Origin of the sequence: Rhizobium sp. ZPR4 (genome assembly GCF_040215725.1) — a bacterium.
In the GTDB taxonomy this organism is placed as follows: Bacteria; Pseudomonadota; Alphaproteobacteria; order Rhizobiales; family Rhizobiaceae; genus Rhizobium; species Rhizobium rhizogenes_D.
The window spans coordinates 1,547,333-1,571,786 of record NZ_CP157968.1 but is presented as its reverse complement, the minus strand read 5'-3'; the positions used below and the strand labels follow the sequence as shown (position 1 = coordinate 1,571,786).

Below are 24,454 nucleotides of genomic sequence, written 5' to 3'. Positions count from 1 at the left end.
CTCGGCTTAACTCTTCGAGGGGCAGAGATCGCCCTCGGCGGTGTCATTCCCGGAATCTGGTGGAGGTTCCCAGCCAAAGACGCTGCGTCCGCCATAGGAAAAGGATCTGTCGAATTCGCCGGCAACGATCTCTTTGAGGTCAGGACCTGTGACGTATCGCTCCAGCATTCTCGATTGGTCATCCAGCCGCTTCAGCGCTGATAATTCCTCATCCCGGCCGAGGCGCCCCTTCCTGACGGCCGATTTCATCACGTTGATCGTCTCGTCATAGACCTTCAGCGGCACGGGAAAGGGATGCCGGTCCTTGCCGCCGTGGGCGAGCGAGAAGCGCGCCGGGTCGGAGAAGCGGCAGGGTGCGCCGTGGACGACTTCGGCGACCATCGCCAAAGCCTTTACCGTTCTAGCGCCGACGCCGGGCGTCAGAAGCAGATCCTCGAAATCTACCGGACCGCGATCGGCAGCCGCAGCGAGATTTCCATGCAGGCGCCGCATGTTCACGTCTTCCTGGCGCACATCGTGATGTGCCGGCATGACGAGATATGGCAGCATCGGCTGCGCTTCTTGTTTGCCGATCACTGGAGCTTTCCCTTCCAGTATATTGAATTCACGAATGATTTTATCTGGCCCTAAGGAGGCAAGCAAATCCAGTTGACCGTTGCGGGAACGGCCGGCGCGTCGATCGGCAAGATTGATAATTTCGCCTTGGTCACGCCCCTCGATGGCTGTGTGGGGCGAATCCAGGAAGTTCGTCAAGCCCTCCGATAGCCAGTGATATCGCCGCGCCTGTCGCCGTTCATCGTTCATACCCTGCTGGATGACGACCCACTTGCCGTCATCGGCGACGATGAAGCCATGCAGATAGAGGTCGAAACCATCCTGGACCGCGGCGCTGTCTACCTTCGCGATCAGTCGGCTTTTTGTGGCAAGCGATGCGCCATCAATGCCGATGCGATCGCCGATGCTAAGCAGTTCCGCGGGCGTCTTGCGCGATTGCGCGCCGCGTCCGCCGCAGACATGGATGCCGAGTTCGCCGGAAAGCGGTGTCAGACCGCGCTTCAGGGCACCAAGCACGCTTGTCGTGATCCCCGAGGAATGCCAATCCATACCCATGACGGTACCGAAGGACTGGAACCAGAAAGGATTTGCGAGACGACGAAACAGCTCGTCACGCCCATAATGCTGCACGATCGCCTCGGTGATGACGGCACCCAGGCGCGTCATTCGATCTCCGAGCCAGCGCGGTACGCGGCCGCCATGCAGGGGAAGGTCAGCTTTGCCAGCTCTCTGTGCCAAATCGACGACTCTCGTTCTTTGCGGGCTATTGTAGTCCCCACCGTCGAGATGCGCCATCCGGGAGGCAGAGCGATCCGCCGAGGCTGCAAATATTGGAGCGTGATGAAGTTAAACCGGCACCGCGATCGGCGCAAAATCCTGCATTGCCCCCGAAAAAGGCTTTGGCAATGGGGAGGCATAGGAGCTGCGCTTGCTGGTGGATAAGCCCAAGGACACCAAAGCTTCGGCCTGCTTGACCGCTGCGGCGACACCATCCACGACCGGAACGCCGTAGATCGATTGCAGCTTTCTTGCGAGATCCGTCATGCCAGCACAGCCAAGCACGATAGCTTCCGCCCCGTCTTCGGCAAGCGCGCGCTCGATTTCCGCCCGCAGTTTTCCGATCGCACCGGACGACGAATCCTCGAGCTCGAGAACGGGAATATCCGACGCGCGCACCTTGGCGCGGCTACCCATGCCATAGCGCCGGACGAGGTTGTCAATCAGGATGCGCGAGCGTTCGAGCGTCGTCACCACGCTGAAGCGCTGCGCCAGGAAGCCGGCCGTTGCGACGGCCGCTTCACATAGACCGACAACGGGCACATCGCAAAACATGCGCGCTGCTTCCAGACCGGTATCGTCGAAGCAGCAGATGATCGCCGCGTCATAGCCACCAGCCTGCCTCTCCTTAAGTTCGCGCAGCATGCCGGGCACAGCTATCGCTCCATCGTAATAGCCCTCGATCGAAGCCGGCCCCATCTGCGAGGTGGCGGCGATGATCTCGGTGCCCGGGCTTGCCACCGCACGTGCGGCGACCGCCGCCTTCTCCGTCATGGAAGCGGTCGTATTGGGATTGATGAGCAGTAGGCGCATGATCTCAACTTTTCTTGGCTTGGCGGCGGCCGAGCATGGTCATGACTGCAAGCGCCAGGAGGATGATGGTGAAGGAGAAGAGTGTCGTCACGGTTCCGAGTGCGTAAAGCACCGGCGTCGTGACATTCGTCGTCATGCCGTAGATTTCGAGCGGCAGGGTGTTGTAGGTGCCCGACGTCATCAGGGTGCGGGCGAACTCGTCATAGGACAGCGTGAAGCCGAAGAGGCCGACGCCGATCAGGCTCGGCGCGATCATCGGCAGCAAGACATGGCGGAAGGTTTGCCAGGAGCTGGCGCCGAGATCACGGGCGGCTTCCTCATAGGCCGGCGAAAACCGGTTGAAGACGGCAAACATGATCAACACGCCGAAGGGCAAGGTCCAGGTCAGATGCGCGCCGAACGCAGACGAATACCAGGCCGGCGCAATGCCGCCCTGCTGGAAGACGACGCCGATCCCGAGCGAAATGATGATGGATGGGACGACGAGACTGGCGACGGTCGCGTAGAATAGAAATGTCGAACCGCGAAAGCGACGGCGAAAGGCAAGGCCAGCCAGCAGCGAGACGACGACGGTCACGATCATGACCATCACGCCGAGGATCAAGGATCGCTGGAACGAGGCGCCAAAATCGCCGACGGCCTGCTTCTCGAACAGATTGGCGAACCAATGCAGCGAGACGCCATTCAACGGGAAGGTCAGGCCGCCGTCCGGCCCCTGGAAAGACAGGATGATGACTGCCGAGAGCGGGCCATAGAGGAACAGCACGAAAATCGTGAAGAAGATCGCCAGAATATAGAATTCCAGGCTGCGCTTTTCGCGGTTCATCCTAAAGCTCCTTGCGGATATCGACGATGCGCAGGATCGCGGCGACCATCAGCAGCACCACGACGAGCAGCACGACCGCATTGGCAGCGGCGGCCGGATATTGCAGCAGCGACATCTGGTTCTTCATCATCAGCGCGATCGACGCGCTCTGGCCGCCGGACATGACCTGCACGGTGGAAAAATCGGCCATGACGAGCGTGATGACGAAGATGCTGCCGATCGCCATTCCCGGCTTGGCAAGCGGGATCACCACATTCCATAGCACCTGCCAGCCGCTGGCGCCGGCATCGCGCGCCGCTTCGAACAGAGAGCGGTCGATGCGCATCAGCGTGTTGAAGATCGGCGTCACCATGAAGAGCGTGTAGAGATGCACCATGGCGAGCACGACGGCGAAATCGGAATAGAGCAGCCACTCGATCGGCTGCGGGATGAGCCCCATATCGATCAAGGCGGAATTGACCAACCCGTTGCGTCCGAGCACCGGAATCCACGAGATCATGCGGATGATGTTGGACGTCATGAACGGCACGGTGCAGACGAGGAAAAGGATCATCTGCGTCGACGTGCGCCTGATGTGAAAGGCGAGGAAATAAGCGACCCAGAAACCGATGAATAGTGTCAGCGCCCAGACGATGGCGGTGAATTTCAGTGTGTTGAGGTAGGTCTTCCACGTCACCCATGAACCGAGCGTGTCGGTATAGTTGGTGGTGAGAAAGGCAGGATAGATGTTGGCGAAATCATAATCCCAGAAGCTGACGATACCGATCATGGCAATCGGCAGCAGGAAGAAGAAGCCGAGGATGAGGAACAGCGGCGTGGCCTGCAGATAGGCGACTGCCCAGGCAGGAATGCCAAATCCGCGTCCGGTTTTCGGTGTTGCCTCTACTGTCTGCGAGGAAGCGATCGTCGCCATGGTTCGGCTCTCCGTTTGGGGATGCCTCCCCCGCATTGGCGGGAGAGGCGATATGAACATATCGGCTTAGGCCGCGATGAATTCGTTCCAGCGGCGAACCATGTAGCGGTCTTCGTCCATTACCGAGTTCCAGCAGGCGACGGCACCCATGCGGGCTTCGAAGGAGCCGCCATCGCGAACGGCGCCGGCCTTCTCCATGACCTTGCCTTCGGGAGAGAGGATGTCGCCCTGTGCCGGCTTGCCTTCGATCCAGTAGCCCCATTCGTCGGCCGACATGAACTGCTTGGCCGTTTCCATGCAGGCGGAATAATAGCCCTGGCGGTTGAGGTAGCCGCCGACCCAGCCCGAGGTGTACCAGTTGATGTACTCGTAGGCGGCGTCGAGTTCGGCACCCTTGAGGTGCGAGGCGAGACCAAGGCCGCCGCCCCAGGCGCGATAGCCTTCCTTGAGCGGCTGGAAGGTGCAGGCAATCCCCTTGGAGCGGACGGCGGCAACCGCCGGCGACCACATGGACTGGATGACCACCTCGCCCGACGCCATCAGGTTGACGCTTTCGTCGAAGGATTTCCAGAAGGCACGGAACTGGCCATCGCCCTTGGTCTTGATCAGGAACTCGATCGTCTTGTCGATTTCCGCCTTGGTCATGTTGCCCTTGTCGGCATATTTGATCTTGCCGGCGGCTTCCATGATCATCGCGGCATCCATGATGCCGATCGACGGGATGTTGAGGATCGCCGTCTTGCCCTTGAAGGCCGGATCGAGAATGTCAGCCCAGCTGGTGATCGGACGGCCGGTGAGATCGGGGCGGATGCCGAGGGTGTCGGCATTATAGATGGTCGGAACCATCGTCATCCACTGTGTCGGTTCCTTGGCGAACTTGCGGGACTCCTGCCCCTCGACGAAGCCGACCGTATGCGGCGCGGTGCCCTGCGCAATGACGCTGTCGGGCTTCAGCTTGCCGGTGATGAAGAGCGGCACGATCTTGTCGTAATATTTCAGCTTCTTGACGTCCATCGGCTGCAAGACGCCGGTCGGGAAGACCTTCTTGGCGATCCAGTATTCGACGTCGGCGATGTCGTAGCTGTTCGGCTGCGTGACCGCGCGCTGCGCGGCGGCATCGGAATCCATCGCCGTCATCTCGAGCGTGATGCCGAGATCGGCTTTGCATTTCTCCGCGATCGCATTGATGTTCGAAACGCCGGTACCAAACTGGCGCAGCGTGATGTTGGATTTGGCCCAGATGGTCGGAAAGCCGGTGATGACACCGGAGCCCGCCATGGCGCCGAGAGCGGCGGCACCGGTCTTCAGCAGCGAGCGGCGGGAAATGCCTTTTGTCGTCTTGGTAGTCTTCGTTTCAGTGGTCATGTCAGTTCCCCTTTTTTGATGCTTGAGATTTTTCATGCGGACATACGGCCAAGAAGGATTGCATCCTCCTGAGCCCAACTCAGCGAGACAGTGTCGCCGACAGCCATGGCTCTGGCGGCGTCATCGTCGTTGCTTGCGATCACGGTGAAATCATCGCTGCCGGCACCAATGACGGTGATCTTCAGCGTCGCGCCGCGATATTCGATGTTGGAGACCACACCGTTGAAGCCGAGGCCCTTGTCGTCTGACTGCGACAGCCGGACACGATCGGTCCGCACGGCGATATCGGCGAGCTCTCCGACTTGGCGGCTTGTCCCCTTGACTGAAAAATCCTGCCCTTCCAGCACGGACATGGTGATCACGCCGCCCTCGCTCGACGTCACCCGGCCCGACAAGACGTTATGGTCACCCATGAAGCGGGCGACGAAGGCTGTCGCGGGGCGTTCAAAAACCTCCCGCGGCGAACCTGCCTGCTCGATCCGGCCGTCATTCATGATGACCATGATGTCGGCGAGCGCCATTGCCTCTTCCTGGCTGTGCGTGACATGGACGAAAGTAATGCCGAGGGACTTCTGCAGCTTCTTCAATTCGGCGCGCATGCGGATCTTCAGGAAAGGATCGAGCGCCGACAGCGGCTCGTCGAGCAGCAGTGCTTCCGGATCGGTGATAAGGGCGCGCGCAAGCGCAACACGCTGCTGCTGGCCGCCTGAAAGCTGGGCAGGGCGTCGGGTGGCATAGGGTTCCATCTGCATCAGCTTCAGCATGTCGAGCGCCTTGGCGCGGCGCTCGTCCTTGTCGATACCCTTCATCTTCAAGCTGAAGGCGACGTTGTCGATAAGGTCGAGATGGGGAAACAGCGCATAGGATTGGAACATCATCGCCGTGCCGCGCCTAGCGGGCGGGAAATCCGTGACGACGGTATTTCCGAGCCTGATGTCGCCGGAGGAGATACCCTCGTGACCGGCGATCATGCGCAAAGTCGAGGTCTTGCCGCAACCGGAGGGGCCAAGGAAACAGCAGTAGGAGCCTGCTGGTATCTTGAGGCTGATCGCATGGACAGCCGTGGTCGTGCCGTAGACCTTCGAAACGGACACTATATCGATCTCTGCCGCTTTCGACATCATCTTCCCCTTTGGTTTGGGAAAGACACTGCATCAATCGTGCCAGTTTTGCTGTGGCGCACTAACCGGCTGGAATTTCTATATTTTCCAGCGGCGGAGAAATTTTGCCTCCTGAACGGCAATTATGAATTTGCACAGGAAATAGGCTATTGTGCTCGATTTATGCAAATTATTGTATACACTTTAGCGTAATCTTTGCATCAGATTTCGTTTAACTTCGGCGCGAAACCGGGCTATCATCGTAGCCGATTACTCAGGCAAACGATCATGAATCCTTCAGCAGATGGGCTTTTGACGCCCAGCGATTCTACCGACGGCGGCGCGCAGCAGATTCGTGATGCTATTCGCGACGCGATCGTCGAGCGCCGGCTTGCGCCGGGCACGAAACTGTCCGAGAGCGATGTCGGCGGTCTGTTCAATGTCAGCCGAACTCTGGCGCGCGCCGCCCTGCAGGCTCTTTCTTATGAGGGACTCGTCAGCGTCGAGAAAAACCGGGGCGCTTTCGTCGCCTACCCATCGCCAGAGGAAGCCCGACAGATATTCGCTGCACGCCGCCTGGTCGAGCCGGGCATATTGAAATCGGCGGCTGAACATATCACCGCGGCTCAGCTCAAGCATCTCCGACAGCTTCTCATTGAAGAGGGCCGCTTGATGGGAGAGCGCGGTCAATCCGCGCGCCGGGCTGAAATCAAGGCTTCGGGCGACTTCCATCTGATGCTGGCGTCGATATCAGGCAATCTTATCATGCAGCGCTTCATGGAAGAGCTCGTTGCCCGCTCGTCACTGGTGATCGCGCTCTACGGACAATCAAGCGCCTCCAGTTGCGGCCATTCCGAGCACGGTGACATCGTCACCGCGCTGGAGCGCAAGGATGTCGACACTGCCTGTGATCTGATGCTCCATCATATCGCGCATATCGAGGCCGATCTCGACCTGCGGGAGCGCAAGAGCTTCGGCCTGAAAGAAGCATTCGAGCAGTGAGACATCCGCCATCTAGGCGGTTCCCGCGCGGATCAATGGCCATTGATTCAAGGAGAAAAAATTGAGCACGATCGAAACCCTCTTTACCCGGGCCAAGCTCGCCGATGGCTCGATCAAGGACATTGGCGTCACGAGCGGCCGCATCGTGTCGATCGAAGAAACCAAAGCGCCGGCCACAGCCGCTGAGGTAATAGACCTCGAAGGTGTTCTTGTGGTGCCGGGTTTCGTCGAGGGACACATTCATCTCGACACAAGCTTCTACGGAGACGCATGGATCCCGCACAAGCCATGTACCAGCGGCTTCAATGTCCATGAACGCGTTGCCTTTCAGGCGCAGAACATGGCGCAGGCTGCGCCGATGGACGAAAGAGCCAGAAACCAGCTTGAACTCTGCATCGCCAATGGCAGCACGCATATGCGCAGCCATGTCATGGTGGATGGCTCCGTCGGGCTGAGATCGCTCGAAACCATCCTTGCGGTACGCGAGGAATATCGCGGCTTGATCGACATTCAGCTCGTCGCTTTCCCGCAAAGTGGCATCCTGAAGAGCCCTGGTACGCCCGAGCTTCTGAACGAGGCGATCGCTATGGGCGCAAATCTCGTCGGAGGGCTCGATCCGGCGAGCTTCGACCGGGATATTGAAAAGCACCTCGACGTGGTTTTCGGAGTCGCCGAGAAGCATGGCGTCGATGTCGACATCCATCTTCACGAAGGCGGAACGCTCGGCCTTTTCACCATCGAGCAGATCTGCGCCCGCACGCGTGACCTTTCCATGGGCGGGCACGTCACGATCAGCCACGCCTACGGACTTGGCGATCTTTCGATCGAAGCGGTAACGCGTGCTGCGGCGCTCATCGCTGAGAGCGGCGTCTCCATCATGACGAACGCACCGGGTGCCCACCCCTTCCCGCCGGTTGCCCTGCTTCGAGCTGCCGGCGTCAATGTCTTCAGCGGCAGCGACAATATTCGGGATTCCTGGTGGCCCTATGGCGATGGCGATATGCTCAGCCGCGCGATGATGATCGGCTATCGGTCCGGCTTCTATACGGACGAGGAATTGAAGGTCGCCTTCGATGTCGTGACCGAGAGCGGCGCCAAAGCTTTGCGCCTCGAGGGCTACGGCTTGCAGATCGGTACAAAGGCCGACTTCGTCACCCTGAAGGCAGAGCACGTTCCCGAAGCGGTGGTTGCTGTGCCGAAAGGACGTGCGGTCTACAAGGCGGGCAAGCTCGTTGCCGCAGATGGCGTCGTCCTGCGGCGCTGACCAAGCGCGCAGAACTAAGGGCCTGCAAGTCTGTTATCGCTTCAACTCTCGCTCGAATTTTTCGATCTGCTGCAGAACCCACGGGTCATCGGCGGAGAGTTGGATCGTTTCCTGTTCCGGCCGCCGTTTGCGGCGAATCCAATCGATGAAGGCGCGAAGCAGCCGCATGTGGGTATCCGAGTTTTTCAATGTCTGCGAGGCCCGGCAGCCAGGCTCGAAAACCAATGGAAGCCGGGCCTCAACGACCGCAAGGCGTTGCGGTGATTGCCTTTTTGCCCGCGCGAAAATGAACGCTAGCTGAACACGCTGCACGGCACGATAGTTTCTTCCGATCTTTGCAGCTAGTGAGAGAGAGCCCGCAAACCAATCTCATTTCACGAATGAAGAGCTTTTTTACTTGAGCGTACCGCTATCGGCAAAACTGACCTAGTCGGGAGAGAAGACGACCGCTAGACAATGCCGCGTCGCTTCCGATTTCCCCGGAGTGGCACAAGCTTAGCCTCGCCCGTGCGGGGCTTTTTTCTTTTCAGCCTATGTTTTTCAGCGCCGCGGCTCGCCGCCCGGCGCATAAACGGTGTCCTGCTCAAAAGGAAACACCGAGCCGCACCGGCAGCGGATCATGTGCTTGCGCGGATCGGTCGATGGCCTCTCGGTGGAAAAGCCGCGCGGCATCTCGTCTATCTTGAAATCGCGGCTTACTGCACGGCGATCGTCAGTTTCGGAAACCTCGGCAAAGCCGGTGTAGTCGCATTTCGCGCATTCCAGCTTCCGTGAATATCGATCTCTTGCGGCCATTCTCTTCCAGCTCGGGACTCACAACACGCCCCTTCTATCAGTGCCGTCGGCGCTCTTGAAGGCCGCAAACGATCTTCGCCGCAGCTCGCTTCAATCCCCTTAAAAATTTAAGGGCCGAAAAAACGCAGTCGGCAATAAAAAGAGATTGACCTGATAGCAGATGTCAGACCAATTTATCGACCCATGACAAAACCCATGCTTACCCCTCTTCCTTCCATCGATCGGACGCAGCAAGTCATCGAAGCGCTGTCGACCTTCATCGAGTCGTCGAAACTCCAGGCCGGCGAGCGACTACCGACCGAGCGCGAACTGATGGCGGCGCTTTCCGTGGGACGCTCCACCATTCGCGAGGTGATCACCTACTTCCAGGCGCTCGGCGTCATGGAGACGCGCAAAGGCAGCGGCACCTATCTGCTAAAGCCGGTTTCGAAGGCAACGATCCATATGCCGCTTTCCTTCAATCCGTCCCATCTGCGCGATGCGCTGTTGCAGACGCTGGAGGTCCGTCGCGGCATCGAGTGCGAGGCCGGCATGGTGGCTGCAAGGAAGCGAACCGCGGAAGACATCGTCATCATCGAAGAGAAGCTCAACGAGATGGAGCGTGTGCATATGGCCAAGGGCACATCCGGGCCCGAGGATCTTGCCTTCCATCTTGCCGTCTATGACGCCACGCATAATCCGCTGTTCCGGCAGCTTCTCGAACAGATGCGCGAAACCTTCGAGCGCTTCTGGGATCATCCCTTCGATCGGCAGGATTTTGCCCGCCGGTCCTTCCCCTATCACCGCACGCTCTTCAACGCGATCGTTGATCAGGATCCAGAGGCAGCGCGCGCCGAAACAATGAAAATTCTCGACGTGGTCGAGGAAGACATCAAGGAAATGTCCAAATGACTGACGGGTTAGAGCCGTTCGAACTTGCATCCCTCATAACAGCCCATGACGACGGCAATTTCGCCGATGCCGTGGTGCCGCCGATCTTTCAGACATCGCTCTTCACCTTCTCCAGCTATGACGAGATGATCGCCTCCTACCGCGGCGAAAAGGTGCGGCCGACCTATACGCGCGGCCTCAACCCGACGGTGCGCCTGTTCGAAGAAATGCTGGCGAAGCTCGAAGGCGCCGAGGACGCGCTCGGCTTTGCCAGCGGCATGGCGGCGATCTCGTCAGCCGTGCTGAGTTTCGTCGAGCCGGGCGACCGGATCGTTGCGGTCAAGCATGTCTATCCCGACGCCTTCCGCCTCTTCGGCACGGTCCTGAAGCGTATGAAGGTGGACGTGACGTATGTCGATGGCCGCGATGAAGAAGCGGTCGCCAAGGCACTTCCCGGCGCAAAAGTCTTCTACATGGAGAGCCCGACGAGTTGGGTCATGGAGGCGCACGATGTCGGCGCGCTGGCGGCACTCGCCAAGCAGCACGGCGTCGTCTCGATGATCGACAACAGTTGGGCCACACCCTATTTCCAGCAGCCGCTGAAGCTCGGCGTCGATCTCGTCATTCATTCCGCTTCCAAATATCTCGGTGGTCACAGCGACGTTGTCGCCGGCGTCGTCGCGGGCTCGAAAGAGATGATCGCGCGGCTGAAGGCGGAAGCCTATCCCTATCTCGGCGGCAAGCTTTCGCCCTTCGACGCATGGCTCCTGATCCGTGGCCTTCGCACCTTGCCGATCCGCATGAAGGCGCACGAGGCGGCGGCGATGACGATCGCCAAGCGCCTACAGGAACTCGATGTCGTCGAGCAGGTCTGCCATCCGGGTCTTGCCAATCGGCTGCCTGCCGGACTGAACGGCACCTCGGGTCTGTTTTCGTTCATCTTCCGCGAAGGCGTCGACGTGCGTGCATTCGCGGATCGCCTCAAGCTCTTCAAGCTGGGTGTGAGCTGGGGCGGGCATGAGAGCTTGATCGTACCGGGCGAAGTCGTGCTGCAGCAAAAGGCGCAGCCGAATTCAGCGCATACCTTCGGCATCAATCCACGCTCCGTACGTCTCCATGTCGGCCTCGAAGGAACCGAGGCCCTGTGGAAGGAACTCGAGGAGGCGATTGCCGCCGCCTCGTGACATCATCAATCTGAGAGGAAAACCTAAAAGGGGAACCAACATGAAAAGACTGATAACAGCAGCACTCTTTACCGCCTTGATGGGCGGGACCGCCTTTGCCGATACGACGCTGAAGCTCGTGGAAGTCATCACGAGCCCGGAGCGCACCGAGACGCTCAAGTCGATCGTCGCCAAGTTCGAGGCCGAAAACCCCGGCACCAAGGTCGACATCATCTCCCTGCCCTGGAATGAGGCCTTCCAGAAGTTTGCTACCATGGTCTCGGCAGGCGACACGCCCGATGTGATGGAAATGCCTGATACCTGGCTGTCGCTCTATGGCAATAACGGCATGCTCGAAAGCCTCGAGCCTTACCTCGCCAAATGGGAACACACGAAAGAGCTGACCCCACGCGCGCTTCAGCTCGGCCGTGACGTGAAGAACACCGCCTATATGCTGCCCTACGGCTTCTATCTGCGTGCCATGTTCTACAACAAGAAGATCCTGAAGGATGCCGGCATTGCTGAGCCGCCGAAGACGATGGACGAGTTCGTCAAGGCATCGGAAGCCATCTCCAAGCTGCCCGGCAAATACGGTTACTGCATGCGCGGTGGTCCGGGTGGGCTCAATGGCTGGATGATCTTTGCCGCCTCGATGGCCGGCGACAACAAATACTTCAAGGATGACGGCACCTCGACGATGAACAGCCCGGGCTGGGCCAAGGGCATCGAGTGGATGGTCGACCTCTACAAGAAGGGCTATGCGCCGAAGGATAGCGTCAACTGGGGCTTCAACGAGGTCGTCGCAGGCTTTTATTCCGGCACCTGCGCCTTCCTTGACCAGGACCCGGATGCCCTGATCGCTGTCGCCGAACGCATGAACAAGGACGATTTCGGCGTCGCACCGCTGCCGAAAGGCCCGGATGGCAAATCCTTCCCGACCATCGGCTACGGCGGCTGGTCGATGTTTGCCAGCAGCCAGAACAAGGACCTTTCCTGGAAGTTGATCGCGACCCTGGAAGGTCCGGAAGGCAATCTCACCTGGAACAAGAAGATCGGCGCCCTCCCGGCCTACACGGCGGCGGAGAAGGATCCCTTCTACGCTGGCGATCAGTTCAAGGGCTGGTTCCAGGAACTGGCCGACAAGGACACGGTGCCGACAGTCATGCCGACCTATCTTGAAGAGTTCGCCTTCTTCAAGGATTCGCTCGCCATCAAGACCTCGCAGCAGGCATTGCTCGGCGATATCTCGGCGAAGGATCTGGCCGACCAGTGGGCCGACTATCTCACCAAGGCCCAGCAGAAGTTCCTGGCCAAGAAGTAAGCCACATATGCGGCGGCGGAATATTCCGCCGCCGTCCTTACCCATTTGAAACAGACGGCGTCCGAACGCCGCGAACGGGAACTCTTGCAGATGACTTCGATGACCGACACGCTCGACAGGCGTCACGACCGCAGGCCGTGGCTGAGGCGCCTGGCCGACGCCTCGGAGCCCTATCTCTACAGCGCCCCTGCCCTGATCCTCATCATCGCCGTGATGCTGGTGCCGCTGGCGATCGGCATATCCTACGCCTTCCGCGATATTCAGCTGCTCAATCCGTTTTCCGGCGGCTTCATCGGCCTTGAGCATTTTCGCGAGCTCTCGCAGGACAAGGCTTTCTACTGGGCACTGAAGAATACGCTTTGGTGGACGGGCGCTTCCGTGGCGCTGCAGTTCATCTTCGGCCTGATCCTGGCGCTGCTGCTCGACAAGCCGTTCTTCGGCAGGTCGATCGTGCAGGCGCTGGTATTCCTGCCCTGGGCCGTTCCTTCTTTCCTCGCCGGCCTCAACTGGTCGTGGCTCTTCAATCCAGTCATCGGCCCGATACCGCACTGGCTCTACGCGCTCGGCCTGATGAGCGAACCGAACAACATTCTGTCGGACCCGACCTATGCGATGTGGGGGCCAATCGTCGCCAATGTCTGGTGGGGCATTCCGTTCTTCGCGATCACGCTTCTGGCAGCGCTTCAGGCCATTCCGCGCGATCTCTATGAGGCAGCCTCGATCGACGGCGCCGGCTGGTTCGAGCGCTTCCGCTCGATTACCCTTCCCTTCCTGGCGCCAACCATCGCCATCACCGTCCTCCTGCGCACGGTCTGGGTCTCCAATTTTGCCGATCTGATCGTCGTCATGACGGGCGGCGGGCCTGCCGACCGCACGCAGATCGTCGCCAGCTACATCTTCACGCAGGCCTTCAAGCGGCTGGATTTCGGCTATGCCTCCGCCATCGCCCTGGTGCTGCTGGTGCTGCTGCTTGCCTATTCCATGCTGATCATCCTGCTGCGGCAGACCCTGCTGAACAAGGATTGAGCCATGAGACGATCCATCCTACCCATCATCGCGCATCGTCTGGCAATTCTTTGCTATGTCGTCTTCGCGCTTTTCCCGCTGTTCTGGCTGCTCAAGGTTTCGGTGACTCCGAATGACCTGCTTTATACCGAAGGCGTGCGCATGTGGCCGTCGCGGACGACATGGGAACATTACGCCTTCGTGCTGCAGCACAGCGACTTCCCGACATTCTTCAAGAACAGCCTGATCGTCGCCGGCTCGACGGCGATTGCCGTGACCATTTGCGCCTCTCTTTCCGGCTACGCGCTCTCGCGCTTCAACTTCCGTGCCAAATACTGGATCGTGGCGCTGATGCTGCTGACGCAGATGTTCCCGCTGGTCATGCTTGTCGCGCCGATCTTCAAGATCCTGACGCCGCTGCACCTGACCAACAGCCTGACCGGCCTCGTCATCGTCTACACGGCCTTCAACGTGCCCTTCGCCACCTTCCTGATGCAGTCCTTCTTCGACGGCATTCCAAAGGATCTGGAAGAAGCTGCGATGATCGATGGCGCGACGCAGTTCACGGCTTTCCGGCAGATCATCCTGCCGCTGACGCTGCCCGGCATCGCAGCCACCCTCGGCTTCGTCTTCACGGCGGCATGGAGCGAACTTCTCTTTGCGCTGATGCTCATCAACGGCAATCAGGCCGCGACCTTCCCGGTCGGGCTTCTCACCTTCGTCTCGAAATTCTCGGTGGATTTCGGGCAGATGATGGCGGCTGGCGTCATGGCGCTCATTCCGGCCGCGCTCTTCTTCCTGCTCATCCAACGCTATCTCGTGCAGGGCCTGACGGCCGGCGCGGTCAAGGGTTAGTCAAATGGCATCGATCGATATTCAAAACGTCAAGAAAGCCTATGGCCACGTGCAGGTGCTGCACGACATCGACCTGCGGATCAAGGACGGCGAATTCGTCGTTCTTGTCGGTCCCTCCGGCTGCGGCAAATCCACCCTGCTCCGCATGATCGCCGGTCTCGAGGATATTAGCGGGGGCGAAATTCGTATCGCCAACAATCGCGTCAATGAGCTCCATCCGAAAGATCGCGACATCGCCATGGTGTTCCAATCTTATGCGCTCTATCCGCATATGAATGTCGCCGGCAACATGAGCTACAGTCTGCGGCTGCGGAAGGTGGCCAAGGATGGGATTGCCAAGGCGGTCGCCGGTGCGGCATCCAAGCTCGGCCTCGACCCGCTGCTGGAACGTCGGCCGAAGGCGCTCTCCGGCGGTCAGCGCCAACGCGTCGCCATGGGCCGCGCCATCGTGCGGCAACCGAAAGCCTTCCTTTTCGACGAGCCGCTGTCGAACCTCGATGCGCGTCTGCGTGAGCAGATGCGCGCTGAAATCAAGAAGCTGCACGGCGATCTTAAAGCGACGTCGATCTATGTGACCCATGACCAGATCGAGGCGATGACGTTGGCGGACCGTATCGTTGCCATGCACGGCGGTGTGGTCCAGCAGGTCGGCAGCCCGCTCGAACTCTATGATCGTCCCGCCAACCTCTTCGTCGCCGGCTTTATCGGGTCACCGGGCATGAACTTCCTCGATGCGACTTATGAGGGTGGTGCCGTCAAGCTCAAGGATGGTACGCTCATTTCGCTTCCGGAACCGCTAAAATTGGCAACCGCTGCGAAGGTGACGCTCGGTATTCGACCGGAGCACGTCGTGCTGTCGTCCAATCCGTCCGACATGGCCGCCAATGTCGAACTCATCGAACCCACCGGCTTCGGCATCATCCTGCATCTTTCGCTGCATGGCCTGCCGTTCAAGGTGTTCACCTTGGATCGCACCGCTCTGAGCGCGGGGACGCAGGTCAACGTCTCCTTCCCGGCACAGCATCTGCATGTCTTCGACGAAGATGGAAAAAGGGCGGCTTGACGGCCGCCCTGATTAAAAATCCTCAGTTCGCAAACGGCTGGGTCGGCCCGCTGGATGGTTGCGTAAACCAACGCGGGCCGTCCGTCGTCATATAGATGTGATCCTCGAGCCGAATGCCGAATTTCTGCGGGAAGACGATCATCGGCTCGTTTGAGAAACACATGCCGGGCGCGAGTTCCGTCGTGTTGCCGCGCACGATATAAGGCTCCTCGTGAATTTCGAGGCCAAGGCCGTGGCCGGCGCGATGCGGCAATCCCGGCAGCTTATAGTCCGGCCCGAGCGAATGTCTCGCCAGCACGGCACGAGCCGCATCATCCAGGCTGGAACAGGCGGCGCCTAGCTTTGCAGCGTCGAAAACGGCCTGCTGCGCCTCGCGCTCGATCGCCCAGGCATCCTCGAAGACGCTGTCGCCGCTTTTCAGCTTATATGTCCGCGTCAGGTCGGAATGATAGCCATCGATGCGGGCACCCGTATCCACCAGAATGACATCGTCTTCGCCGAGCGTCTGATCGCCGTCTGCTCCGTGTGGCAGGGACGTGGCTTCACCGAAGGACACGATGCAGAAGGTCGAGCCGCCATGGGCACCGGCCTCGCGATGACGCCGGTCGATGAATTCCACGACTTCCGACGCGCGAATTCCCGGCTTGAGGAGGGCATGAGCCTGCTTGTGCACGTCCAGCGTCAGGTTCATGGCATATTGAATGAGCGCGATTTCGGCTGGGGATTTAATCCGGCGCAGGCCATTGATGATCGGCCCCCCATTTGCAAGCCTTTCTGCCCCAAGCTCGGCAGCCAGCGCGTTGTAGAAGTAAAGCGGCATATTGTCGTCGAGCGCCAGGGTGCCCGCGTTTCCGAGCACGCGGGCGATCAGAGCCGCGCTGCTCTCCTCTTCCTGCCATTCGAGGATTTCGGCCGGCAGATGCGGCAGGGTTTCGACCCTGCTGCGTTCGAAGCCCGGCACGATGTAGTAAAGCCCGCTCGGCGTCACCAGCGCGCCGAGAAAACGCTCGCTCGCATGCCAGACGAGCCCGGTGAAATACCGCAGGCTCTCTGTCGGCCCGAGCAACATGCCGGCCACCCCCTGCGCGTCGAGCAGCTTTCGAAGCCTCGAAAGGCGCTGTTGCCTTTCTTCCTCAGTGATCCGGGGTACTGGATGTTGCCAGGACATTCCTACTCTCCTCAATATTCTTCGTCTTACAGCCGCCTATCCTCGCACCGGACGGAACTGCGCCGACACTATCGTCCTCACGGGCATTATGTCGACAAAGAAAATACAAATGCGCCGCAATCACTCTCCCGAATGGTTGCCGCTGTGTTCGATCGCTAAATTATCTGACAGCGCGGACGCTGTCCCGATGGTTCACTGCCCTCATCGAAACAAATGGTGGAGTATCATCATGCAAGCCGCAAACATCCTACTGTCTTCCGAACGCGTCCGCAGCCACTACAAGGCCCGACGCGCGCCTCTTTCGGCGTTGCTAAGCCTTGTACATCTGCTTGCGTGCAAGATAGCCGAGCGCAGGAACCGCAATGCGCTTCTGGAACTGTCGGACGATCAGTTGAAGGACATTGGCCTTTCCCGCGGCCAGAATGGAAGCGATGTCCATGTTTACAGCCGCTACTAAAAACACGGCGCAGGACGTGCTAAGCTTCGCAAGTGCGGCGAGCATCGGCGCTGGGGTGGGGATTTCGGCATGTCACAAATTTCGACAGCCTTGCTGCTGAAGACGAAAACCGTCCTCATCCGCGATGTCGTCTGCAATGGTGAATGCCGGCACAAGAGCGGCGAGGAATGCGCCCACAGGACAAGCCTCGTTTATCCTTATCGCGGCGTCTTCAAGCGCCATGTCGGTCAGAGCGATGCCGTTGCGGAAGCAAACCAGGTGCTTTTCTTCAATCGAGGCCAGGGATACCGAATCAGCCATCCTGTCGACGGCGGCGATTCCTGTCTCGACCTCATGATCGACGAGAGCGTTCTTCACGAGTTTGCACCCAAGGAACAGGTTCAATCCGGGGAAAGCGTCATCTTTCGTCGCCAGCGCCGACGCATCGATCCACGCGCACAGGCGCTCGTGGCGATGCTTCGCCATGGGCTCAGCCGCAAGATAGCCGAGAGCCTGGAAGGCGAAACACTGGCATTGACCCTTGTGCGCCGTTCTCTCGGCGAACGGACGTCGCATGCGGCCGGCGCAAGTTATGGCCGGCAGAAGCTCGTTGATCGGGCAAAGCTGGTCCTCTCCTCCGATCTCGCCCGGCGCTGGACGCTTGCGGAGATCGCCAAGGACGTCGGCGTCTCGCCGGTTTATCTGACGCAGGTCTTCCAGCAGGTAGAAGCCATCCCTCTCTACCGCTATCAACTGCGGCTTCGGCTGGCGCGTGCGCTCGATCTCCTCGCTTCCTATGACGACCTGACCATGCTTGGGCTCGATCTTGGTTTTTCCAGCCACAGCCATTTCAGCGCCGCCTTCAAACAGACCTATGGCCTGACGCCAGCGGAGTTTCAGCGCTCCGCTCAGTTGAAGCCCAAGCGCTACACGACTCGCTAAAGATTCTGACAGCACCGCTATAATGATCGATGCTCTCATGATCCTACCCCGGCAAGGGGGATCGATCAGGAAAGGATCATGAGATGAAGAGAACTACATGTGCCGCTTGCGATTGCGAACTCGGTGCAGAGACCATCAAGGTCAATCTCGGCGGCAAATCGGTCGAAGTATGCTGCGAAGAATGTGCAGCCGCCTTGAAGGAGGCGGATCAATCGACATCGGCTGCGTCCGGAAGCAAGGAATAGCAAACATCGTGGAGAGAGCTTTAGCCAAGCGACAACTCTCTCCACATACAACCTGCAATCGGCCACACCCTACCTGTTGCTGCATCGAAGGACAAACTTTAAGGCGACAATAGAACAAATTGTAATGAAGCATTGCTGTCGGGCCATCAGCAAACTTCGTTCGCAATATTCCCCTTGCGGGAAAAGTTCAGAAACATATCGACGTATTGTATACATAAGGCCCTATTAGCTTTTGCTGCAGTTATTCGTAGCGAAGGCAATGATTATGAAGAAACGACTTATCGTCGCTGCTTTATTGGTAACGGCAATTGGCGGCGCAACCGCTTCGGCTTACGCAGCCGGTGTAGAAATCGCATCAGACCAGCCAAAGCCCGCGGGCGCCGAGACCGCACAGCCAGGTCCGGTCGGCCCGCCATCGGACGGTTGGTATTTCCAGGACCGTCATCCGGAAGGGCCGATGATGGCCTTTGGCGGCGGGATGCCCATGCCGCCGGGACCACCGCACAGGCCAAACCCGGCCCTGATGATCGCAGAAAAACTGTCGGCGCTCGAAACATTGATCGGCGTCCGGAGTAATCAGCTCGACGCCTGGCGGGATTATACCAGCGCTCTGATCGATCTCCTGACCCCTGCGAAGAATGAGCTGCCGGAGCCGCCGGCCGCCGATGATGCTGCCGCTTCCCCGGCGACCCATCAGGGCGACGCGCAGGCTCAGCTTTTCGGCGAGCGCCTGGCCGATCGCGTGCTCGATCGTGCCGCCAAGGCCAAGATTCTCAAGGACAAGGCCGTTGCTCTGCGTAACGTGTTGAACTCCGATCAGCTCGCCAAACTGGAGGACGCGGAGCGGTCGCTCGTTCCCGGCCCGCATCCGTTCCATTGATCGCTGACGGAGGGTCTTTCTGAGTGAAACCCCTCCGCCTCGTCACGACAGACCATTTCCTCTCCGCCTCCAACCAATTGAGATCCCCCCGGACGCCCCTGTTGGTTGGAAGGAGCGGCCCATCGTCGGGCCGAATGGTCCGGGAACGCCCCGCCCGGCGCTCCCGGACCAATGGCGCGTGAGCCCCGCCACCCTTCTCCGCAGAGGAAAAGTGATGGTCTCCCTAATGCTCCATCGTCTTCCTGGCCTCAATCAGAGCCAGCGCACAGGATCAACAAAGCCAGGGATAGAAATCTTGCCGATATGTTTGCGCTCAAACACGGGACCGTTGAATATTGCCATTGCCACCATATTCGTCGGAACATTGACAGGCTGCGTCGTAGGACCGGATTATAGGACACCCGATCTTTCCGTGCCGACGCACTGGAGCAGCAAGGCTGCAAGCAAGCCTTCGCAGGCCCCGCAATTGTCGCAGTGGTGGAAACAGCTCAAGGATCCGACCCTTGATGCGCTCATCGCAGAGGCGATCGCCAGCAATCTTGATGTTGCGACAGCCAAGGCAAAGATTCGAGAGGCACGCGCCACCTATCGGGAACAGAAGGGTGCATTGCTGCCAACGGCGTCGGAAACAGCTTCAGCGGCGCGCACACGCACGTCGGCTGCGGAAGGCGGTACGACCGATGCGACCTTTTCCACATTATATGACGGGGGATTCGACGCCAGCTGGGAGCTCGATCTCTTCGGCGGCAACAAACGCGCCGCGGAAGCAGCGAAATACGGCGTCGATGCTGCGGATGAGCAGCTACGCGACACCATGTTGACCCTGATCGGCGATGTCGCATCCTATTATGTTCAGGCACGCGAATATCAGGCGCTGCGTGATCTGGCCAAGCGCACTGCCGCATCGCAGCGCCAAAGCGCAGCTCTTACCCATGAGGAATATAAGGCGGGCAGCGCCACCGGCGTCGATACCGCCAAAGCCGACGCGCTCGCCAATAGCACGGAGGCGGATATCCCGACCTACGAAATCTCTTATTCGGAAGCCGTCCATCGCCTGGGCGTGCTGCTCGGCAAGCCTCCGGCCACGCTTGAGGACAGGCTGAAGGGCGGCGGTCCAATCCCGAGCCCCAAGACGAATGTCTCCGTCGGCATTCCCGCCAATATTCTGACTTCTCGGCCGGATGTTCGCCTCGCAGAACGGCAGCTTGCGCAATATACCGCGAAGATCGGTCAGGCCGAAGCCAATCGTTATCCGTCAATCTCCCTGACCGGCGACATTTCATCATCGGCAGCCAGTATCGGTGATCTCGCAAAGAAGTCCTCCATCGGATGGACATTCGGCCCGACGTTGACGGTGCCGATCTTCCAGGGCGGACAGCTCAAGGCCGCCGTGGACGTTGCCAAGGCCGAGCGGGATCAATACTTCATCGCCTACCAGTCGGCCGTTCTCTCCGCCATGGAAGATGTCGAAAATGCCATCGTATCGCTGACCCAGGAACGGCTGAGATACGGCAAGCTGGTCTCTTCAAGCAGTTCCTATCGCCGCGCCTCGAACCTCTCACACACGATGAACAAAGCTGGCGTTGTCGACTTTCTCGATGTGCTGGATGCCGAGCGCTCGCTCTATAGCGCTGAGGAGAACGCAATCGAGAGCAGAGCATCGATCGCTACCGACTATATCGCACTCAACAAGGCGCTAGGTGGAGGCTGGGACGGACAGGTCGATGTCTCCACATCTGTCGTCGTTGACGCCGACACCGGTCCACATCTGGCCAAGGCCAAATAATCTCATGCTGAACACCCTGGAACACAAGGCACCGGCGACCGTCAGCCCGAAACGGGCCAAGGACACAAGCCCTCCTCCCGCCAGAACGCCGCCAAAGCGCAGCATCAGACCGCGGCACATGCTCTATGCCGGTCTCATTGCCCTTGCCGCAATCGCCATTCTCTCTTTCCGATATGGCTATTTCGATCAGCAGACGACGTCGGCCATCACGGCGCCGGTGACGCGGGGCAATGTCGAGGAGGCGGTGCTTGCATCCGGTACCTTCAGGCCGATCAAGCTGGTCGCGGTCGGCGCACAGGTCTCCGGGCGGATCACGGCACTTCATGTCAAGCTTGGCGATACCGTCAAGAAGGACAGCCTTGTTGCCGAAATCGACTCGACCACACAGAGCAACGACCTGAAGACCGCTCAGGCTTCCCTGGCGAACGTGAGGGCACAACGCCAGGAAAGCGAGGCCGATCTTGAAAACGCACAGACGACGCTCATCCGCCAGCAGACGATATTCCGCAACCAGGCGGGCTCCAAGGCGGACCTCGACAGCGCGGAAGCGAGCGTCAAGAAGATTACTGCCCAAATTGCCGCTCTCGACGCGCAAATTACATCGGCCGAAGTCGCGGTCGAAACCGCGCGCGCCAACCTCTCCTACACGCATATCACAGCGCCGATGGACGGTACGGTGCTCGCCATCGTCAACCAGCAGGGCCAGACGGTGAACGCAGCGCAATCAGCGCCGACGATCGTCGTCCTTGGACAACTCGACACGATGATCATTCGCACCGAGATCTCCGAAGCCGATGTCGTCAAGGTCAAGGTGGGGCAGCCGATCTATTTCACCATCCTTGGTGATCCGAGTACCCGGTATGACGCCACATTGCAGTCGATCGAGCCAGCACCTGAATCGATCACCAGCGACAGCAGCGTCACCTCGTCATCCACCACGACGTCGTCGAGCAGCAGTACGACATCGTCATCATCGACCTCGGCGATCTACTACAACGGTGTGTTTGCGGTGCCGAACCCCGATAATTATTTTCGCACCTATATGTCGGCAGAGGTTCACATCATTCTCGGCCAGGCCAAAGGTGTGCTCACCATCCCCTCCTCCGCATTGGGCGCCAAATCAGCGGAAGGATCCCACACAGTTCAGGTTGTGAGCGACAACGGCAAGCGGATCCGTCGCAACGTCGTGGTCGGCCTCAACAACAATGTCTCGGCCGAGATCCTGTCTGGTCTCTCCGAGGGAGAGAATGTGGTCGTCGGCGAGGCGAGCACCGCGACCACCAAGAGCAGCAGTGGTGGTCCTCCCCCTCCAATGGGATTCTGATGCATGCCCTCACCCATTATCGAATTGAAGCGTGTGCGCCGCGAATATCAATCCGGCGACCGTACGATCGCAGTCTTGCAGGATGTCGATCTATCCATTGCCGAGGGCGAAATGGTCGCGATCGTCGGACCTTCCGGTTCGGGAAAATCCACGCTCATGAACATCATCGGTCTATTGGACCGTCCCACCGCCGGCACGTATGCGATCGCCGGCGAGGAGACGCATCGCCTCGAGAGCGATGCGCTATCCAAACTGCGCAGAGAACATTTCGGCTTCATCTTTCAGCGATATCATCTGCTTTCCGAGCTGACGGCGATCGGCAATGTCGAGGTACCGGCCATCTATGCCGGACAGCAAGGCGAGACAAGACGGGCGCGCGCGGCAGCACTTCTTGAGCGGCTCGGCATGAGCGAACGAAACGGCCACCGCCCGGGCCAGCTTTCGGGCGGTCAGCAACAGCGAGTTTCGATCGCTCGCGCCCTGATGAACAACGGCAACGTCATTCTTGCAGACGAGCCCACAGGCGCCCTCGACCGGCAGAGCGGCGAGGAAGTGCTGCGTATTCTTGGCGAGCTCCATGCCGAAGGCCACACGGTCGTCATCGTCACTCACGACATGAACGTCGCAGCGCGCGCCGATCGCATCATCGAGATCTCCGACGGACGGATCGTTGCCGATCGACGCACGCGCAGCGAAGGTCCAGCATTGCGGCCCTCCGCTACCGCAACCGGGTTCGGCAAGTCCGGCTGGCGGGAGATGGCCGGCCGGCTGACGGAGGCTTTCCGGATGGCGATCCTTGCGCTCAAGGCCCATCGGTTGCGCACGTTCCTGACCATGCTCGGCATCATCATCGGCATTGCCTCGGTCGTCAGCGTCATCGCGCTCGGCGAGGGATCGCAGCGCAAGGTTCTGGAAAATATCAATAGCCTCGGCACCAACACGCTCGAAATCTTTCCCGGCAAGAGCTTCGGCGACACACGCTCGGGTCGCATCAAGACGCTGGTCGTCGCAGACGCCGATGCATTGGCGAAATTGACCTATGTCGCCGCCGTCACACCGACCGTATCGACGAGTAGCACGGTGCGATTCGGCTCGACGGAGGCGAATGCCCTCATCAATGGCGTAGGCGATGCATATTTTTCCGTGAAGGGATCGAAACTTATCACGGGCAGATTCTTCGACGCGGATAGCGTGAGGCGCTTGTCGCAGGATGCGGTGATCGATCAAAACACGGCGACGACCTTGTTTTCCGACAAGGGGCTCGATCCGCTCGGGCAAACCATTCTCGTAGGCAAGGTTCCTGTGCGCATCATCGGCGTCATCGCCTCCCAGCAAGGCGGCTTCGGTTCAAGTGACAATCTTTCCGTCTATCTGCCCTATACAGGCGTCCAGGCCCGCCTGCTGGGCGACATGTCGCTGCGTAGCATTACGGTGCGGGTCGCCGACAATACCGAGAGTTCTGCGGCGGAGGTAGCTGTCACGCAGTTTCTGGAGCGCCGCCATGGCACCAAGGATTTCTTTATCCTCAACACCGACGACATTCGCCAGACCATCACCAGCACGACACGGACCATGACACTGCTCGTCTCGGCAATCGCTGTCATATCGCTGCTGGTCGGGGGTATCGGTGTCATGAATATCATGCTCGTCTCGGTATCGGAACGTATCGCCGAGATCGGCGTGCGCATGGCTGTCGGCGCGAGACGTAATGACATTCTCCAGCAGTTCCTGATCGAAGCCGTCCTCGTATGTCTGCTGGGCGGTGCTTTCGGCATCACGACGGCGCTCGGCTTCGGCTTTGCCTTCAATTATTTCGGATCGAACTTCACGCTCATCTATTCCGCAAGCTCGATCATTCTGGCCTTCGCATGCTCCTGCGCGATCGGCCTGACCTTCGGCTATCTGCCGGCCCGCAACGCATCGTTGCTGGACCCTGTCGCGGCATTATCAAGAGACTGATATTTTTGGGAAAAAATAATGGCGGGG

Annotated in this window: 24 protein-coding genes; 15 read left to right on the top strand and 9 right to left on the bottom strand. The window is 59.4% G+C overall.

Annotated features, from left to right (window positions below):
* Positions 1–6: 6 nt before the first annotated feature.
* From ABOK31_RS26800 to ABOK31_RS26775, 6 genes are all read right to left on the bottom strand, one after another.
* The gene (locus ABOK31_RS26800; protein WP_349959811.1) at positions 7–1,293 is read right to left on the bottom strand and encodes a DUF763 domain-containing protein; all 1,287 of its coding nucleotides are present in this window, start codon (positions 1,291–1,293) and stop codon (positions 7–9) included.
* 108 nt (positions 1,294–1,401) lie between these two features.
* Positions 1,402–2,145, bottom strand: coding sequence for an aspartate/glutamate racemase family protein (locus ABOK31_RS26795; RefSeq protein WP_174172977.1), 744 nt, complete (start codon positions 2,143–2,145; stop codon positions 1,402–1,404).
* A gap of 4 nt (positions 2,146–2,149) precedes the next feature.
* Complete coding sequence (locus tag ABOK31_RS26790; RefSeq protein ID WP_349959810.1) at positions 2,150–2,971, bottom strand: ABC transporter permease; 822 nt, start codon at positions 2,969–2,971, stop codon at positions 2,150–2,152.
* Position 2,972: 1 nt separating this feature from the next.
* Positions 2,973–3,884: an ABC transporter permease gene (locus tag ABOK31_RS26785; RefSeq protein ID WP_349959809.1), complete on the bottom strand. Its 912-nt coding sequence runs from the start codon at positions 3,882–3,884 to the stop codon at positions 2,973–2,975.
* Between the two features lie 66 nt (positions 3,885–3,950).
* Positions 3,951–5,249: a PotD/PotF family extracellular solute-binding protein gene (locus tag ABOK31_RS26780; RefSeq protein ID WP_174172980.1), complete on the bottom strand. Its 1,299-nt coding sequence runs from the start codon at positions 5,247–5,249 to the stop codon at positions 3,951–3,953.
* A gap of 32 nt (positions 5,250–5,281) precedes the next feature.
* Positions 5,282–6,370 carry an ABC transporter ATP-binding protein gene (locus ABOK31_RS26775; protein WP_349961323.1) on the bottom strand — a complete coding sequence of 363 codons (1,089 nt, stop codon included), beginning with the start codon at positions 6,368–6,370 and terminating at the stop codon, positions 5,282–5,284.
* 267 nt (positions 6,371–6,637) lie between these two features.
* On the opposite strand from ABOK31_RS26775, the gene ABOK31_RS26770 reads away from it, so the two are divergent.
* Positions 6,638–7,351 (top strand): GntR family transcriptional regulator, encoded by a 714-nt coding sequence (locus ABOK31_RS26770; RefSeq protein WP_349959808.1) that lies wholly within the window; start codon positions 6,638–6,640, stop codon positions 7,349–7,351.
* 61 nt (positions 7,352–7,412) lie between these two features.
* Positions 7,413–8,615 (top strand): amidohydrolase family protein, encoded by a 1,203-nt coding sequence (locus ABOK31_RS26765; protein ID WP_349959806.1) that lies wholly within the window; start codon positions 7,413–7,415, stop codon positions 8,613–8,615.
* Between the two features lie 33 nt (positions 8,616–8,648).
* Here the strand turns inward: ABOK31_RS26765 and ABOK31_RS26760 are convergent, their stop codons facing one another.
* Both ABOK31_RS26760 and ABOK31_RS26755 read right to left on the bottom strand, forming a co-directional pair.
* The gene (locus ABOK31_RS26760; RefSeq protein WP_349959804.1) at positions 8,649–8,783 is read right to left on the bottom strand and encodes a hypothetical protein; all 135 of its coding nucleotides are present in this window, start codon (positions 8,781–8,783) and stop codon (positions 8,649–8,651) included.
* A 372-nt stretch (positions 8,784–9,155) separates the two neighbouring features.
* The gene (locus tag ABOK31_RS26755) at positions 9,156–9,410 is read right to left on the bottom strand and encodes a hypothetical protein (protein WP_234910495.1); all 255 of its coding nucleotides are present in this window, start codon (positions 9,408–9,410) and stop codon (positions 9,156–9,158) included.
* A 195-nt stretch (positions 9,411–9,605) separates the two neighbouring features.
* Between ABOK31_RS26755 and ABOK31_RS26750 the strand changes: the two genes are divergently transcribed.
* The 6 genes from ABOK31_RS26750 to ugpC all read left to right on the top strand — a co-directional run bounded on the left by ABOK31_RS26750 (position 9,606) and on the right by ugpC (position 15,687).
* Positions 9,606–10,301: a FadR/GntR family transcriptional regulator gene (locus tag ABOK31_RS26750; protein ID WP_174172984.1), complete on the top strand. Its 696-nt coding sequence runs from the start codon at positions 9,606–9,608 to the stop codon at positions 10,299–10,301.
* Positions 10,298–11,464 (top strand): PLP-dependent transferase, encoded by a 1,167-nt coding sequence (locus ABOK31_RS26745; RefSeq protein ID WP_349959802.1) that lies wholly within the window; start codon positions 10,298–10,300, stop codon positions 11,462–11,464. Before ABOK31_RS26750 ends, ABOK31_RS26745 begins: the two co-directional genes overlap by 4 nt.
* A gap of 40 nt (positions 11,465–11,504) precedes the next feature.
* Complete coding sequence (locus ABOK31_RS26740; RefSeq protein ID WP_349959801.1) at positions 11,505–12,764, top strand: sugar ABC transporter substrate-binding protein; 1,260 nt, start codon at positions 11,505–11,507, stop codon at positions 12,762–12,764.
* A 90-nt stretch (positions 12,765–12,854) separates the two neighbouring features.
* A complete protein-coding gene (locus ABOK31_RS26735) occupies positions 12,855–13,790 on the top strand; it encodes a sugar ABC transporter permease (RefSeq protein WP_349959799.1) in 936 nt (311 codons plus the stop codon).
* A gap of 3 nt (positions 13,791–13,793) precedes the next feature.
* Positions 13,794–14,624 carry a carbohydrate ABC transporter permease gene (locus ABOK31_RS26730; protein WP_174172988.1) on the top strand — a complete coding sequence of 277 codons (831 nt, stop codon included), beginning with the start codon at positions 13,794–13,796 and terminating at the stop codon, positions 14,622–14,624.
* A gap of 4 nt (positions 14,625–14,628) precedes the next feature.
* Entirely contained in the window at positions 14,629–15,687 is a 1,059-nt protein-coding gene (ugpC, locus tag ABOK31_RS26725; RefSeq protein ID WP_174172989.1) for a sn-glycerol-3-phosphate ABC transporter ATP-binding protein UgpC, read from the top strand.
* 22 nt (positions 15,688–15,709) lie between these two features.
* On the opposite strand, the gene ABOK31_RS26720 is transcribed toward ugpC, so the two are convergent.
* A complete protein-coding gene (locus ABOK31_RS26720) occupies positions 15,710–16,855 on the bottom strand; it encodes a Xaa-Pro peptidase family protein (protein WP_349959796.1) in 1,146 nt (381 codons plus the stop codon).
* 229 nt (positions 16,856–17,084) lie between these two features.
* On the opposite strand from ABOK31_RS26720, the gene ABOK31_RS26715 reads away from it, so the two are divergent.
* The 7 genes from ABOK31_RS26715 to ABOK31_RS26685 all read left to right on the top strand — a co-directional run bounded on the left by ABOK31_RS26715 (position 17,085) and on the right by ABOK31_RS26685 (position 24,427).
* Positions 17,085–17,312 carry a DUF1127 domain-containing protein gene (locus ABOK31_RS26715; RefSeq protein WP_349959794.1) on the top strand — a complete coding sequence of 76 codons (228 nt, stop codon included), beginning with the start codon at positions 17,085–17,087 and terminating at the stop codon, positions 17,310–17,312.
* Between the two features lie 69 nt (positions 17,313–17,381).
* On the top strand, positions 17,382–18,233 hold the full coding sequence (locus tag ABOK31_RS26710) for an AraC family transcriptional regulator (protein WP_349959793.1): 852 nt from the start codon (positions 17,382–17,384) through the stop codon (positions 18,231–18,233).
* 83 nt (positions 18,234–18,316) lie between these two features.
* The gene (locus ABOK31_RS26705) at positions 18,317–18,478 is read left to right on the top strand and encodes a hypothetical protein (protein WP_168192587.1); all 162 of its coding nucleotides are present in this window, start codon (positions 18,317–18,319) and stop codon (positions 18,476–18,478) included.
* A 265-nt stretch (positions 18,479–18,743) separates the two neighbouring features.
* Entirely contained in the window at positions 18,744–19,358 is a 615-nt protein-coding gene (locus ABOK31_RS26700; RefSeq protein WP_349959792.1) for a hypothetical protein, read from the top strand.
* A 328-nt stretch (positions 19,359–19,686) separates the two neighbouring features.
* Positions 19,687–21,144: an efflux transporter outer membrane subunit gene (locus ABOK31_RS26695; protein ID WP_349959791.1), complete on the top strand. Its 1,458-nt coding sequence runs from the start codon at positions 19,687–19,689 to the stop codon at positions 21,142–21,144.
* Between the two features lie 4 nt (positions 21,145–21,148).
* Positions 21,149–22,468, top strand: coding sequence for an efflux RND transporter periplasmic adaptor subunit (locus tag ABOK31_RS26690; protein WP_349959790.1), 1,320 nt, complete (start codon positions 21,149–21,151; stop codon positions 22,466–22,468).
* 3 nt (positions 22,469–22,471) lie between these two features.
* Positions 22,472–24,427 (top strand): MacB family efflux pump subunit, encoded by a 1,956-nt coding sequence (locus ABOK31_RS26685; protein ID WP_349959789.1) that lies wholly within the window; start codon positions 22,472–22,474, stop codon positions 24,425–24,427.
* Positions 24,428–24,454 lie beyond the last annotated feature (27 nt).